The sequence below is a fragment of the Streptomyces sp. 2-1 genome (assembly GCF_048564895.1).
Classification (GTDB): domain Bacteria; phylum Actinomycetota; class Actinomycetes; order Streptomycetales; family Streptomycetaceae; genus Streptomyces; species Streptomyces phaeochromogenes.
The window spans coordinates 3,777,862-3,791,704 of sequence record NZ_CP183383.1; the positions used below are offsets into that span (position 1 = coordinate 3,777,862).

11 protein-coding genes are annotated in these 13,843 nt (G+C 69.8%); 7 read left to right on the forward strand and 4 right to left on the reverse strand.

The features are described from left to right. The first annotated feature begins 17 nt into the window (after window positions 1–17). The 4 genes from mmsA to ACN20J_RS16735 all read left to right on the forward strand — a co-directional run bounded on the left by mmsA (window position 18) and on the right by ACN20J_RS16735 (window position 5,748). Complete coding sequence (mmsA, locus tag ACN20J_RS16720) at window positions 18–1,559, forward strand: multiple monosaccharide ABC transporter ATP-binding protein (protein ID WP_361910593.1); 1,542 nt, start codon at window positions 18–20, stop codon at window positions 1,557–1,559. Between the two features lie 5 nt (window positions 1,560–1,564). Continuing rightward, the gene (gene mmsB, locus ACN20J_RS16725) at window positions 1,565–2,809 is read left to right on the forward strand and encodes a multiple monosaccharide ABC transporter permease (RefSeq protein WP_190228036.1); all 1,245 of its coding nucleotides are present in this window, start codon (window positions 1,565–1,567) and stop codon (window positions 2,807–2,809) included. A gap of 117 nt (window positions 2,810–2,926) precedes the next feature. Further along, window positions 2,927–3,973 (forward strand): aldose epimerase family protein, encoded by a 1,047-nt coding sequence (locus tag ACN20J_RS16730; RefSeq protein ID WP_361994302.1) that lies wholly within the window; start codon window positions 2,927–2,929, stop codon window positions 3,971–3,973. Between the two features lie 128 nt (window positions 3,974–4,101). After that, window positions 4,102–5,748, forward strand: a complete 1,647-nt coding sequence (locus tag ACN20J_RS16735) for a pyridoxal phosphate-dependent aminotransferase (RefSeq protein WP_189838034.1) — start codon at window positions 4,102–4,104, stop codon at window positions 5,746–5,748. A 255-nt stretch (window positions 5,749–6,003) separates the two neighbouring features. On the opposite strand, the gene ACN20J_RS16740 is transcribed toward ACN20J_RS16735, so the two are convergent. Beyond that, the gene (locus ACN20J_RS16740) at window positions 6,004–6,975 is read right to left on the reverse strand and encodes an arabinan endo-1,5-alpha-L-arabinosidase (protein ID WP_419668892.1); all 972 of its coding nucleotides are present in this window, start codon (window positions 6,973–6,975) and stop codon (window positions 6,004–6,006) included. Between the two features lie 297 nt (window positions 6,976–7,272). On the opposite strand from ACN20J_RS16740, the gene ACN20J_RS16745 reads away from it, so the two are divergent. Continuing rightward, window positions 7,273–8,028: an intradiol ring-cleavage dioxygenase gene (locus ACN20J_RS16745; protein ID WP_190228033.1), complete on the forward strand. Its 756-nt coding sequence runs from the start codon at window positions 7,273–7,275 to the stop codon at window positions 8,026–8,028. A gap of 127 nt (window positions 8,029–8,155) precedes the next feature. Here the strand turns inward: ACN20J_RS16745 and ACN20J_RS16750 are convergent, their stop codons facing one another. Beyond that, window positions 8,156–8,371 carry a hypothetical protein gene (locus ACN20J_RS16750; protein WP_190228032.1) on the reverse strand — a complete coding sequence of 72 codons (216 nt, stop codon included), beginning with the start codon at window positions 8,369–8,371 and terminating at the stop codon, window positions 8,156–8,158. A 122-nt stretch (window positions 8,372–8,493) separates the two neighbouring features. On the opposite strand from ACN20J_RS16750, the gene ACN20J_RS16755 reads away from it, so the two are divergent. Beyond that, window positions 8,494–9,399, forward strand: a complete 906-nt coding sequence (locus tag ACN20J_RS16755) for a LysR family transcriptional regulator (protein WP_190228031.1) — start codon at window positions 8,494–8,496, stop codon at window positions 9,397–9,399. 78 nt (window positions 9,400–9,477) lie between these two features. Then, window positions 9,478–10,998 (forward strand): helix-turn-helix domain-containing protein, encoded by a 1,521-nt coding sequence (locus ACN20J_RS16760; protein ID WP_190228030.1) that lies wholly within the window; start codon window positions 9,478–9,480, stop codon window positions 10,996–10,998. Window positions 10,999–11,185: 187 nt separating this feature from the next. Here the strand turns inward: ACN20J_RS16760 and ACN20J_RS16765 are convergent, their stop codons facing one another. Continuing rightward, the gene (locus ACN20J_RS16765) at window positions 11,186–12,094 is read right to left on the reverse strand and encodes a sulfite exporter TauE/SafE family protein (RefSeq protein ID WP_189838030.1); all 909 of its coding nucleotides are present in this window, start codon (window positions 12,092–12,094) and stop codon (window positions 11,186–11,188) included. A gap of 234 nt (window positions 12,095–12,328) precedes the next feature. Next, window positions 12,329–13,843, reverse strand: a complete 1,515-nt coding sequence (locus ACN20J_RS16770; RefSeq protein WP_419666209.1) for an alpha-N-arabinofuranosidase — start codon at window positions 13,841–13,843, stop codon at window positions 12,329–12,331.

A 13,843-nucleotide genomic window follows, 5' to 3' on the forward strand; every position in this document is an offset into this window, starting at 1 on the left:
GATTGGAAGGCACGACCATGGCGGGACCCGTCCTGGAAATGCGCTCGATCGTCAAGACCTTTCCCGGCGTCAAGGCGCTGTCGGACGTCTCCCTGAGCGTCCGGCCGGGCGAGGTCCACGCCATCTGCGGTGAGAACGGCGCCGGAAAGTCGACCCTCATGAAGGTCCTCTCCGGCGTCCATCCGCACGGAACCTACGACGGGGACATCCTCTTCGAGGGCGAGTCCTGCCAGTTCAAGGACATCCGGGCGAGCGAGCAGCACGGCATTGTGATCATTCACCAGGAGCTCGCGCTGGTGCCGTACCTCTCCATCGCGGAGAACATCTTCCTCGGCAACGAGCACGCCACGCGCGGCTTCATCAGCTGGAGCGAGACGCTGAAGCACGCGACCGAACTGCTGCGGCGGGTCGGGCTGAGCGATCACCCGGAGACCCGGGTCGCCGACATCGGCGTGGGCAAGCAGCAGCTCGTCGAGATCGCGAAGGCGCTGTCGAAGAAGGTGAAGCTGCTGATCCTCGACGAGCCGACGGCGGCTCTGAACGACGAGGACAGCGGCAAGCTGCTGGAGCTCATCCGGGGTCTGAAGGACCAGGGCATCACCTCGATCATCATCTCGCACAAGCTCAACGAGATCGAGGCGGTCGCCGACTCGGTGACGATCCTGCGCGACGGGCGGTCCATCGAGACCCTCGACGTGAAGGCCGCGGAGACCACCGAGGACCGGATCATCAACGGCATGGTCGGGCGCGACCTCGACCACCGCTTCCCGGAGCGCACCCCGCACGACACGGAGGCGGGCGCGGCTCCGGCCCTGGAGATCCGCAACTGGACCGTCCACCACCCGATCGACCAGCAGCGCAAGGTCGTCGACGACGTGTCGATCCAGGTGCGCCGCGGGGAGATAGTCGGCATCGCCGGGCTGATGGGCGCCGGGCGCACCGAGCTCGCGATGAGCGTGTTCGGGCGCACCTACGGCCGGTACGCGAGCGGCACCGTCCTCAAGGACGGCACGGAGATCCGTACGAAGACCGTGCCCGAGGCGGTCAAGCACGGGATCGCGTACGTGACGGAGGACCGAAAGCACTACGGCCTCAACCTCATCGACACGATCAACCGCAACATCTCCCTCAGTGCCCTGGGGAAGGTGGCCAAGCGCGGTGTCGTGAACGAGCACGAGGAGCGGCAGGTCGCCGAGCGCTTCCGCAAGTCGATGAACATCAAGGCGCCGACGGTCTTCGAGCCGGTGGGCAAGCTGTCGGGCGGCAACCAGCAGAAGGTCGTCCTCAGCAAGTGGATCTTCGCGGGTCCGGACGTGCTGATCCTGGACGAGCCGACCCGCGGGATCGACGTGGGCGCCAAGTTCGAGATCTACACGGTCATCGACAAACTGGCCGCCGAGGGCAAGGCGGTCGTCTTCATCTCCTCCGAGCTGCCCGAACTGCTCGGAATGTGCGACCGCATCTACACGATGGCCGCCGGACGGCTGACCGGTGAGGTCCCGCGGGCCGAGGCCACGCAGGAAGTGCTGATGCGCCAGATGACGAAGGACAAGAGGTAAGAGCGATGAGCACGAACGTGACCGCCAAGTCCCCCGCGCCGGCGCCCGCCGGCAAGGGCGACTCGACCGGGGGCGACGGCCTGCTGCAGCTGATGATCGACGGTATGCGCCGCAACATGCGGCAGTACGGCATGCTGATCGCTCTCGGTCTGATCGTGGTGCTGTTCGCGGTGTGGACCGACGGCGACCTGCTGCTGCCGCGCAACGTCTCCAACCTGGTGCTGCAGAACAGCTACATCCTGATCCTCGCGATCGGCATGATGCTCGTCATCATCGCGGGCCACATCGACCTGTCGGTCGGCTCGCTCACCGCCTTCGTGGGCGCGGTGGCCGCCGTACTGATGGTCAACCACGACATCGCCTGGCCGGTGGCCGTGGTGCTGTGCCTGCTCCTGGGCGCCGCCGCGGGGGCCGTGCAAGGGTTCTTCATCGCCTATCTCGGCATACCCTCGTTCATCGTCACCCTCGCGGGCATGCTGCTCTTCCGCGGTCTGACCGAGATCTTCCTCGAGGGCCAGACCATCGGCCCGTTCCCCAAGGGTCTGCAGGACGTCTCCAACGGCTTCCTTCCCGAGGTCGGCCCGGACACCAACTACCACAACCTCACGCTGCTGCTCGGCTTCGCCGTGATCGCGTTCGTGGTGCTGCAGGAGGTCCGGGACCGCAGGCGGCAGCAGGAGTTCGCCCTCGAGGTGCCGCCCGCCAAGCTCTTCCTGCTGAAGATCGTGGCCCTGGTCGCCGCCGTCCTCACGGTGACGATGATGCTCGCCAGCTACAAGGGCGCCCCGGTGGTGCTGATCATCCTCGGCGTCCTCGTCGTGGGCTTCGGCTATGTGATGCGCAACGCCGTCATCGGCCGCCATGTGTACGCGATCGGCGGCAACCTGCCCGCGGCGAAGCTGTCCGGTGTGCGGGACAAGAAGGTCACCTTCCTGGTCTTCCTCAACATGGGCATGCTGGCGGCGCTGGCCGGTCTGGTCTTCGCGGCCCGCTTCAACGCGGCCTCGCCCAAGGCCGGTGTGAACTTCGAACTGGAGGCGATCGCCGCGTCGTTCATCGGCGGCGCGTCGATGAGCGGCGGCGTGGGCACGGTCCTCGGCGCGATCATCGGTGGTGTCGTCCTCGGTGTCCTGAACAACGGCATGAACCTCGTCGGCGTCGGCAGCGACTGGCAGCAGGTCATCAAGGGCCTGGTGCTCCTCGCGGCGGTCGGCTTCGACGTGTGGAACAAGCGCAAGGTCGGTTCGTAACGTTGCAGGTGGGGCCTCGCGGGCGCATGCCCGCGGGGCCCATTTCTCTGTGTACGGCTTCTTTACGTACCGCGGCAGCAGGCAAGCCCTGGAAGACAGTTGGAAGACAGGACGACCGTGAAGGAATTTTTCGGAACGCTCGCCGACGGCACGAAGGTCCACCGCTGGTCGCTGGAGAACGGCGGCACCCGGCTGAAGGTCCTCTCGTACGGCGGAGCCGTCCAGTCGCTCGAACTCCCGGACCGCCACGGCCGGTACGCGAACGTGTCGCTCGGTCTCGGGACGATCGAGGAGTACGAGGCGTCCTCGCCGTACTTCGGCGCCGTCATCGGCCGGTACGGCAACCGCATCGCCGGCGGCAGGTTCACCCTCGACGGCGAGGACCACCAACTCCCGGTCAACGACGGCGGGAACAACCTGCACGGCGGGCCCGACGGCTTCGACAAGCACGTCTGGGCCGTGGAGGAGTTCACCTCCGGTTCCGACGTGGGCCTGGTCCTGCGCCGCACCAGCCCCGACGGCGAGATGGGCTACCCCGGCACACTGACGACGAAGGTCACGTACACGCTCACCGGCAACGGCGACTGGCGCATCGACTACGAGGCCACCACCGACCGGGCCACGGTCGTCAACCTCACCAACCACGTGTACTGGAACCTCGCGGGCGAGAGCGGCGGCTCCGTGCACGACCACGAACTGACGGTCGCCGCGTCCCGCTTCACACCGGTCGACGCGAACCTCGTCCCCACCGGCGAGCTCGCCGAGGTCACGGGCACCGCCTTCGACTTCCGTACGCGGAAGACCGTCGGCGAGGACCTGGGCCGGTCCGACCGACAACTCCTGCACACCAAGGGGTTCGACCACAACCTGGTCCTCGACAAGGGGCTCACCGAGCGACCCGAGCACTTCGCGACCCTGCGCGAACCGGTCTCCGGCCGCATCCTGAGCATCGCCACGACCGAGCCCGGTGTGCAGTTCTACTCCGGAAACTTCCTGGACGGCGCCCTGGTGGGCCCCGGCGGCCGGGCATACGGTCCTGGCAGCGCGCTGTGCCTGGAGACCCAGCACTTCCCGGACTCGCCGAACCGCCCGGAGTTCCCGTCGACCGTGCTCAGGCCCGGTGAGACGTACCGCTCGACGACGGTCCATTCGTTCGACCTGTGATCAATCTTCACAGCGGGTTCACAACTTCCACATGAATTCACAGTCGTTGAACAGAGACACACAGCCACCCGTACTAGTGGGCGGCCCGCGTATCCCCGCTCGGGCCGCCCCTCAAGGACGGAGGGTCCATGGCCGACAATGTCACCTCGCTGTTCCGCACCGGCGCGCACAGCCCCTCGATGGCCGCGCTGGCACGCGAGAGCGGGGAGGCGGGTCCGGTGGACTTCTGTATCCCGTGCAATCCGTACTTTCCCTCGCCCCGGATGATGGACGAGCTGACCAGCCGGCTGCGCGACATCATCACGTACTACCCGAGCAGCGCGGACACCATCACCGCCGAGCTGTGCAACCTGCTCCAACTGCCGCCGCAGTGCGTGGCGATGGGCAACGGGTCCACAGAACTGATCACCTGGATCGACCACCTGCTGGTCCGGGAGTCGCTCGCCATCCCCGTCCCCACCTTCGGCCGCTGGACCGACCAGCCGCTGGAGACCGGCAAGCGCGTCGACATGTTCCCGCTCCAGGAGAGCAACGGCTTCGCCCTCGACCCGGCCCAGTACATCCAGTTCATCCGCTCCAGGGGCACCCGCGCGGCCGTCATCTGCAACCCGAACAACCCTGACGGCGGCTTCCTGCCCAAGCAGACGATCCTGGCCTTCTGCGACGCGCTCGCCGACCTCGACCTGATCGTCATCGACGAGTCGTTCCTGGAGTTCGCCGACGCGGAGAACGAGCCGAGCATCGTCGAGGAAGCGGTGATGCGCCCCAACGTCATCGTGCTGCGCAGCCTCGGCAAGAACTTCGGCCTGCACGGCGTGCGGTTCGGCTACATGGTGGCCAACCCGGGCCTGGCGGGCAAGATCCGCTCGATGCTGCCGAAGTGGAACCTGAACGCCTTCGCGGAGACCGTGGTCTTCATGCTCAAGGACTACGGGGCCGAGTACATGGAGAGCCTGCACATGGTGCGCCGCGACCGGCTCGACATGGCCCGCCAGCTCTCCACGCTGCCCGGCCTCACGGTCTATCCCTCGCAGGGCAACTTCCTCTTCGTGCGCCTCCCCGTGGGCGCCGAAGGCACCGTGGTCCGGGACCGACTGCTCACCGAGCACCGGATCCTGGTCCGCGAGTGCGGCAACAAGATCGGCTCGTCCAGTCGCTTCCTGCGGCTCGTGGTGCGCCCCCAGACGGACGTGCGTCGCCTGGTGTCCGGCATGGAGTCGGTGCTCTACGGGACCAGGAGGGGAGCCGCCGTGCCCGAGCTGGGCACAGGGACCAGCTACAGCTCGGGTACGGCGGCGGTGGACCGGCTCGTCAGTTCGACCAGCGGGCAGGGCTATCCGGGGATCGCCGCCGCGGCCAACGGGATGGCCGGGCAGCCCCAGCCGCTCACGGCCGCCGCGAACGGAATGAACGCAATGATGGGACAGCCCCAGCCGCTGACGGCCGCGGCCAACGGAATGGTGGGCCAGCCCCAGCAGTTCACCCCGGCAGCCAACGGAATGGCCGGGCAGCCGCAGCAGTTCGCCGCCGCCGCGAACGGGATCCCCGGGCAGCCGCAGCCGCTCACGGCCGCCCAGACCCGTGGCACGACGGGCATGCCGGGAGGGCTGACCGCCGTCAACGCTCAGGGTCAGCCGCAGGGGTTCCCGCAACCGCAGCCCCAGGCCATGCCGCAGCCGGTGCCCCAACCCGTGCCGCAGCAGGCCACCGGCTGGCCGAACACGCCGCCGAACGGCGCCGGTTGGCCGGCCGCCGCTGTCGACCGGGTCGGCTGACCACCGGACCGGTTGCCCGAGGGCCCCGCATCCCGCAACGGGACCCTCGCCGGCCGGGAGGTCCAGGACCCTCCCGGCCCCGGCACAAGAGGTGCGGGCCCGCGCCCGGAGGGGAGCCGCGGGTCCGCACCTCTCACCCGCGCCTTCAGGGGCGCGGGGAACGGCGCAATCTTGTGGCTTTTAGGGGCGCGGGGAACTGCGCGACCAGCCCCCACCCACCCGCACCCAACAAGCCACGTCCCCCGCGGAGCGCCATCAATAGGCCACAGGCCACCCCCCGCTCCAGTTCAGCAGGTTGATCCCCAGCTTGGGCGTGCCGTTGTCCTGACCGTCGTAGTAGTGGTAGACGATCAGGTCCCCGTCCGAGTCGGCCAGAATCGACTGCCCACCGGGCCCCACGTACCGCCCGTGCGACTCCAGCACGGGCGTCCCCCCGTTGTTGGTCATCGCGACGCCGCTCTTGTCGTAGTACGGCCCGGTGACACTGCTCGCCCGGCCCACCTTGACCTTGTACGTGGAACTGGTGCCGGCACAGCAGGTGTCGTACGAGGCGAACAGGTAGTAGTAGCCGCCCCGTTTGACGATCGACGGCGCCTCGACGGCCTTCGTGCCGGTCGGGCGGGAGGCGATCGAATAGCGCGTGGTGTTCGACGAGAGCTGCTTGCCGGTCGACGGGTTGATCTGGATCATCTTCAGCCCGGTCCACCAACTGCCGAAGGACAGCCACCACTTGCCGTCGTCGTCCACGAAGAGGTTCGGGTCGATGGCGTTGTAGTCGCTGGACGTGGTGGAGGTGTAGACGGTCCCCTGGTCGCTCCACGAGCCGGGCAGCCCGGTCGGCGAAGTGGCCAGCCCGATGGCCGACTTGTTCGAGCCGAAGGTCGAAACGGCGTAGTACATCAGGTACTTGCCACCGCGGTACGAGATGTCGGGCGCCCACGCCTCGGTGGCGTACGCCGACCACCAGCCGGGCCTGGTGCCGAAGGCGTCCCCGCCCGCGCTGAAGGCGATCCGGTTGGCCGAGGTCTTGTGGGCGAGGCCGCCACCGGTGGCGTACAGCAGGTACTGGCCCGACGAGGTGCGGATCATCGTCGGGTCGTGGACGACGGTCGAACCGGTGACGGTGCCCGGGTTCGGGTACGCGGACGCGGTGCCCGGGACGAGGGCGAGCAGGATCGCCGCGGGAACGGCGAGCAGGGTCGTTCCGCGGGTCCTGCGGCGGCGCATGTCGTGGGGGCGCGTGTTGTGGGGGATGCGGCTCACGAGGGGTCCTCCTGCACGTGGGGAGAGGCAGGGTGCGTTCGAGCGCGTTCGAGGTACCGAACGACGGCCATGACTTCGAACGGGAAAGTAGAATCGAACCCTTTGCGCGTCAACGGTTCACACGGCCCCTCGGGCCACGGGAAACGTCGAAAATGTTTCGGCACCCCAGGCATCCCAGGTGTCTCACAAGCGACTTGACGCCTCGTCACTTTGCCGAACACACAGCACCCCGACAGATTCCGTTCCTACGGTGCCATGTTCATGACAGACACTTCGATCCGACGTCGAACCGTACTCATCGCCGGCGGCGCCACCGCGGCCACGCTGACCGTGGGAGCCACTGCCCCCGAAGCCCCCTCGGCCGCCGGCCCCGCCTCCACGGCCCCCGTGGCCGCCGCGGCCGTCTGCACCCTCACCAAGGAGATGACCGAAGGCCCCTACTACCTCGACGGACAGCTCGTCCGCGCCGACGTCAGCGAGGACAAAACCGGTGTCCCGCTGAAACTCACGCTCACCGTCGTCGACGACGACACGTGCGCCCCGCTCGGCGACGCGCTCGTGGAGATCTGGCACTGCGACGCGCTCGGCGAGTACTCCGGGTTCGTCGGGGGCAACGGGCACGACGAGCCGGACAACGGGACGTTCCTGCGGGGCGGGGTACTCACCGGCTCCGACGGCGTCGCCCGGATCACCAGCGTCTATCCCGGCTGGTACCGGGGGCGGTGCATCCACATCCACGTGAAGGTGCACACCGACGTCACGCTGACCTCCGACGGCTCCTTCGAGGGCGGTCAGGAACTGCACACCGGCCAGCTGTTCTTCGACGAGGGGATCACCGAGGACGTGGCGGAGGTGGCCGCGTACGCCGCCAACACCGTGCCCCGGACGACCCTCGCCCAGGACTCCATCTACGACGACGGAGGCGCCGCCTCGGGCCTGCTGACCCTCACCGCACTGGGCGGCTCGGCCGCATCAGGCTACGCGGGCACCCTGACGCTGGGCGTCGAGACGGGCTGAGCGTCCCGGGGGGGGCGGTCGCCTGCGGTCCGGTGAGGGCTGATTGCGCAGTTCCCCGCGCCCCCTGAAGGGGGCGCCCTTCAGGGGGCGCGGTGGCCTTTAGGGGCGCGGGGAACTGCGCAATCTTTTAGGGGCGCGAGGAACTGCGCGAGGCGACCCTCATGCCACCCGCATCCACGACACGCATCTGAAGCGAACCGCACCCGCAGCGGGTCCACACCGTGTGGCCCGCCGCGGTGCCGTGCCGTGACACCACCTGGAAGGGCTCCGCACGGTCGGGCCAACCGCAGTACGGGCACGCGTCGCCGACGGGCCGGTCATGGGTGTGGGCTGTGCTGGTCATCGGTCTGCAACTCCTTGTGCCAGTGGTCGGGTGGTGGACCGTCGCGACCCCTCCAGCGTGCAACCGAGCCTTCGTGTACGTCCAGGTTGACTTTCCGGACCTCACCTTGAAGCGTGGGCTTCATGATTGATCTGCGTCGGCTACACGTACTGCGGGCCGTCGAGCACTACGGCACGGTGACCGCCGCGGCCCGCGCCCTGCACCTCACGACGTCCGCCGCCTCGCAGCAGGTCCGCCAGCTCGCGCGGGAGCTGGGCGTCGATCTGCTGGAGCCCCAGGGGCGGGGCGTACGGCTCACACCGGCCGCGCGGAGCCTGATCACCCACGCCGACGCGATCCAGGCCCGCTGGGAACGGGCCGAACTGGATCTGCGGGCCGACCACGGCGATCCGGCCGGGCTGCTGCGGGTGAGCGGCTTCCCGATGGCGATCTCGGTGCTGCTCGCCCCGATGGCGGCCCGGCTGCGGGAACGCCACCCCCGGCTCTCCGTACGGATACAGGAGGCGGAGGTCCCGTCGAGCTTCGACCTGCTCTTCGAGGGCGAGACCGACCTCGCGATCGTCGAGGCGACCCCGCGCAACCCGCCGCTCGGCGACGCCCGCTTCGACCAGCAGCCGCTCCTGGACGACCCGTTCGACCTGGTCGTGCCCGACCGTCACCGGCTGGCGGGGCTGCGCCGGGTCGACCTCTCCGAGGCGGCGCGCGAAGACTGGATCGCGCCGGTCCAGGACAGCCCCTGCCGGGTGCACGTGCTCTCGGCGTGCGGTGCGGCCGGCTTCACCCCCGACGTCGTCCACCACGCGCTGGACTGGAACGTGATGGCCCACCTCGTCGCCCACGGTCTGGGGATCGCCCTCATCCCCCGGCTCGCCCATCTCACCCCGCACCTGCCCATCACCCGCGTCCGGTGCACCGGCGACCCGCACCGCAAACTCCTCACCTGCACCCGCGCCGGAGGCCACGAACGCCCGGCCGTCGCGGCGGCGCTGGGCGAACTGCGGTCCCTCGCACCGACGGCGGTGTCCTGACGGAGGCGGGCGGACAGGAACAGCCTTTATGGTTCCGAATTGGAGGTTCGTCGCGGTGGCGGGAAGGTGAGTTGAGCTGTGGAGGCGCTGGGGCAGACGGAGAGTCTCGACGAGCTGCTGCGGCTCGTACGGCGGCACGGGAGCCCCTCGGAAGTGCTGAGGTGGCTCGGCCGGCGGATCGGGGCCGACGTCGCGTGGATCGGACGCCAGGGCGCGGTCGAGGCGGCGACGGCGGGATTCCCCCGGCGGGTCGCCGACGAACTGCGTGACCAGGTGGCACGCCTGACCCACGGACGGCTGGCCGCGGCCACCACGCAGGCCGGCGAGCTGGAGGTGCACCTGGAGGCCTTCGGCGCGCGCGAGCCGCGCCCGGTGCTGGTGACGGTCAGCGCCTCGCCGCTGCCCCGGGAGGCCGTACTGCTGGCGTCGCAGGCCGGTGGCCTCGTCGAACTGCTGGGACGGGCGTCGGAGGGCGACGCCGGCTCACGCGGGTACGAGGCGAAGGCGGCGCAGCTGCGGTTCGCGGTCCTGACCGCCCTGCTGGCCGGGGACGTCACCCTGGCACGGCGGATGACCACCGGTGACGTACCGCCGCTGCTGAACGCGGAGCGCGTACGGGTCCATCTCCTGCACTGCCCGCCCGCCGACCGCGACCGGCTGGCCAGGACCTATCTGGACTCGTCGGGCTATCACGGCCCGGGGCTGATGGTGAACTGCCCGGTGTTCAAGGAGCAGCTGATCTGCCCCGTCGCCGAGGACCCGGAACTCGGCGGCCGTTTCCAGCAGGGCGAGGTGCTGCGCCGGCTGGTCGAGGAGAACCCCGGGTACGCGCTGGGCGTCAGCAGGCCTCACCCGCTGGCCGCCACGGGTGAGGCCTACGGCGAGGCCGTGCACGCCCTCGCCGTCGCCCGCAACTCCCCCGACCGGCTGGCCGCCTACCGGGGACGGCCCTCGCTGGTGCACGTACTGCCCCGCCGGGCGGCCCTCGCCTGGGCGCGCGCCTACCTGGAGCCGCTGCACGACGCCCCCAAGCCCACCGTGGACGTCGTCCGCCTGGCCGTGACGTTCACCCGGTCCGGCGTGGCCCGTCTGCTGCACCTCAGCCGCACCACCGTCACGGCCCACTGCCGCCGGGCGGAGGAGGCCCTGGGCATCGACCTGGGCGAGGTACGCACCCGTGCCACGCTCGATCTGGCCCTGTCCCTCAGTCCCCTCCAGCCCGATCCCACCGACGCCGTCCAGCCGGTCGCGCCACCGCTCGGCGAGCTCCTGCGCACGGCTCCCGCCACCGCGTGGGCGGAGCCCTTCCTCCGTCCCCTCCACGACACCCCGCACAGCGGTCTGTACCGGACCGTGGAGGCCTGGATCGACGCCAACACCGACGCCCAGCGAACGGCCGCGCGGGTGGGTCTGAGCCGCAACACGGTCCGCGCCCATCTGCGCGCCGCCGAGCGCCTGCTCAACCGCGACCTGCTGACCACCGGTTCGGGCATCCACGACCTCGTCCACGCCCTGCGCGTCACGACTGCGCACCGTGCACACCCCACGGACGAATCTGGCCACCGTGCACGGTGGTCCCCGAAGCACGCCGCCTCCTAACGTGCTCACTGGAGGGGCAGTCGGCACGCCGACGCCCCAACCATCCGGTGCGGCGGCGAATGGTCCACGGGGGAGACCATTCGCCGCGCCCGAAAGGGCGCCCTTCAGGGGCGCGGGGCTGTGACATCTGCGGCTCCGCCGCGCGGGCGCGACCTCCGACCCGCACCCACGAACAACCCGCGGCCCCCTACACGGCAACGGCCCGCCGCTCCCCCGCATCCGCCTCCAGCGCCTTCTCCCTCCGGTGCGCCCGGATCGAGTACGTCAGCGCCGCGGCCCACACCACATAGACCAAGCCATAGACGGCCGCACTGACCAACCCCGACGCCCCAACCCAGTCGCTCCTGAGCAACGTACGCACGTTGGTGACGACGATGACCCCGCCCACCGCGGAACCCAGCACCCGCGCGGGCAGCAACCGCACCAGCCAGGCCGCCACCGGCGCCGCCACCATCCCGCCGAGCAGAAACGCGGCGACCCACGCCCAGTTCAGCCCCTGGGAGCCGAGCGAGAAGAGAAACCCGAGACTCGCGGCCACGGCGACAAGGAACTCGCTCGTGTCGATGGACCCGATCACCTTGCGCGGCTCCATCCGGCCGCCGGCCAGCAACGCCGGCGTACCGACCGGCCCCCAGCCGCCTCCCCCGGTCGCGTCCAGGAACCCGGCGACCAGGCCGAGCGGCGACAGGAACCGTTTGCGCAGCGGCTTGCCGAGGTTGCCCTTGGGCAGGCCGCGGAACGTGAACCGGGACAGCACGTACAGCCCGAGCCCGAGCAGGATCAGCGACATCACCGGCTCGGCGGTCCCGGTGGACAGCCCGGACAGCACGGTCGCGCCGAGGAAGGCCCCGACCGCCCCGGGGACGCCGATCTTGGCGACGACCTTCCAGTCCACGTTCCCGAACCGCCAGTGCGAGGCGCCGGACATCAGCGTCGTACCGATCTCGGCGAGGTGCACGGTGGCCGAGGCGGCGGCCGGGTTGGTGCCCATGGAGAGCAGCAGGGTGGTCGAGGTCACTCCGTAGGCCATGCCGAGGCTGCCGTCCACCAGCTGGGCACCGAGGCCCGCCAGGGCGAGCAGTACCAGCGTGCGCATCGTGTCCGTCCCGTCTTGTCGCGTTGTCCCCTCGAAAGGTGGAAGGGACCCACGGGACGGTAGGTGCCGAAGGTGAGGATTGCCTGAGCGGGAGATGAGCACACCGCACAGACGCCCTCACGGGCCCCACAGACAGGTGCCCCGGCCGGAGGGGACCGGGGCACCACAAACCGTCGGACGAGCGGCCGTCGGACAAGCGGCCGTCGGGCGGACAGCCGTCAGGCGGACCGGCCCTCAGGCCAGCCGGATCACGTTCCAGGACAGCGGCTCCAGGGCGGCACTCAGGGTGCCGTCCTGGAGCGTGGTCCCCCGCACGGCCCGCGGAGCGACCCGGTCCGGCTCGGCGAGCGTGTTGCGGGCGTCCGGATCCGCGTCCGCGAGCACGCTGTGCTCGACGACCGAGGTCAACTCCAGCCCGCTGAGGGCGACTTCGAGCGGCAGCGACTCCGTCCGGCTGCGGTTGACCGCGAAGACGGTGACCGAGCCGTCCTCCGCGCGCACGGCGGTGGCGTGCAGCAGGTCGGTCTCCCCGTACTTCTTCGTCTCGTACGTGGGCGAGTCGACCCGTACGTCGAGGACCTGCCCGCGCCCGTACCGCGAGGCCTGCGCGAACGGGAAGAACGTCGTCTGCCGCCAGGCCGGGCCACCCGGTTCGGTCATGATCGGCGCGATGACGTTGACGAGCTGGGCGAGACAGGCGACGGTCACCCGGTCGGCGTGCCGCAGCAGCGCGACGAGGAGCGAGCCGAAGACGACCGCGTCCATGACGCTGTAGTTGTCCTCCAGCAGGCGGGGGGCCTCGGCCCAGTCCCGGTCCGCGGAGTCCTCGATCGCGTGCCACCCCGAGATGTACCAGACGTTCCACTCGTCGAAGGAGAGGTTGATCTTCTTCTTCGACTTGAGCTTCGCACCGATGTGGTCGCAGGTGGCGACGACGTTCTCGATGAACGACTCCATGTCCACGGCGGAGGCCAGGAAGGAGTCGACGTCACCGTCCTGGGGCTCGTAATAGGCGTGCAGGGAGACGTAGTCGACGAGGTCGTACGTCTCCGCCAGGACCGTCGCCTCCCACGCGGCGAAGGTCGGCATGGACTGGCTGGAGGAGCCGCAGGCGACCAGTTCGACGGAGGGGTCGATCTGCCGCATCGCGCGGGCGGTCTCGGCGGCGACCCGTCCGTACTCCTCGGCGGTCTTGTGGCCGGTCTGCCAGGGGCCGTCCATCTCGTTGCCGAGGCACCACATCTTGATGCCGAACGGGTCCTTGTCGCCGTGCGCGATCCGCTGCTCGGACAGGGCGGTCCCGGCCGGGTGGTTGGCGTACTCCTGGAGCTCCAGGGCCTCCGCCACTCCCCTGGTCCCGAGGTTGACCGCCATCATCGGCTCGGCCTGCGGGCCGATCTTCTTCAGGAAGGCGATGTACTCGGAGAGCCCGAAGCGGTTGGTCTCCGTGGACCGCCAGGCGAGGTCGAGCCGCCGGGGCCGCTCCTCGGCCGGGCCGACCGAGTCCTCCCACTTGTAGCCGGAGACGAAGTTGCCGCCGGGGTAACGGACGGCGGTGACGCCGAGTTCACGGACGAGCTCCAGCACATCGGTCCGCAGCCCCGCCTCGTCGGCCGCGGGGTGGCCCGGCTCGAAGATGCCGGTGTAGACGCAACGGCCGAGGTGCTCCACGAACGAGCCGAAGAGACGGGGGTTGACTTCGCCGATGGTGAAGGCGGGGTCGAGGGTGAAGCGGGCGGTGTCGTGCAT

Excerpts from the sequence above, each read along its gene's own strand:
- ACN20J_RS16770 (WP_419666209.1), bottom strand. The coding sequence starts at position 13,843 with ATGCACGACACCGCCCGCTTCACCCTCGACCCCGCCTTCACCATCGGC.
- ACN20J_RS16765 (WP_189838030.1), bottom strand. The coding sequence starts at position 12,094 with ATGCGCACGCTGGTACTGCTCGCCCTGGCGGGCCTCGGTGCCCAGCTG.
- ACN20J_RS16750 (WP_190228032.1), bottom strand. The coding sequence starts at position 8,371 with ATGACCAGCACAGCCCACACCCATGACCGGCCCGTCGGCGACGCGTGC.
- ACN20J_RS16735 (WP_189838034.1), top strand. The coding sequence starts at position 4,102 with ATGGCCGACAATGTCACCTCGCTGTTCCGCACCGGCGCGCACAGCCCC.
- ACN20J_RS16745 (WP_190228033.1), top strand. The coding sequence starts at position 7,273 with ATGACAGACACTTCGATCCGACGTCGAACCGTACTCATCGCCGGCGGC.
- mmsB (WP_190228036.1), top strand. The coding sequence starts at position 1,565 with ATGAGCACGAACGTGACCGCCAAGTCCCCCGCGCCGGCGCCCGCCGGC.
- ACN20J_RS16755 (WP_190228031.1), top strand. The coding sequence starts at position 8,494 with ATGATTGATCTGCGTCGGCTACACGTACTGCGGGCCGTCGAGCACTAC.
- ACN20J_RS16740 (WP_419668892.1), bottom strand. The coding sequence starts at position 6,975 with ATGCGCCGCCGCAGGACCCGCGGAACGACCCTGCTCGCCGTTCCCGCG.
- mmsA (WP_361910593.1), top strand. The coding sequence starts at position 18 with ATGGCGGGACCCGTCCTGGAAATGCGCTCGATCGTCAAGACCTTTCCC.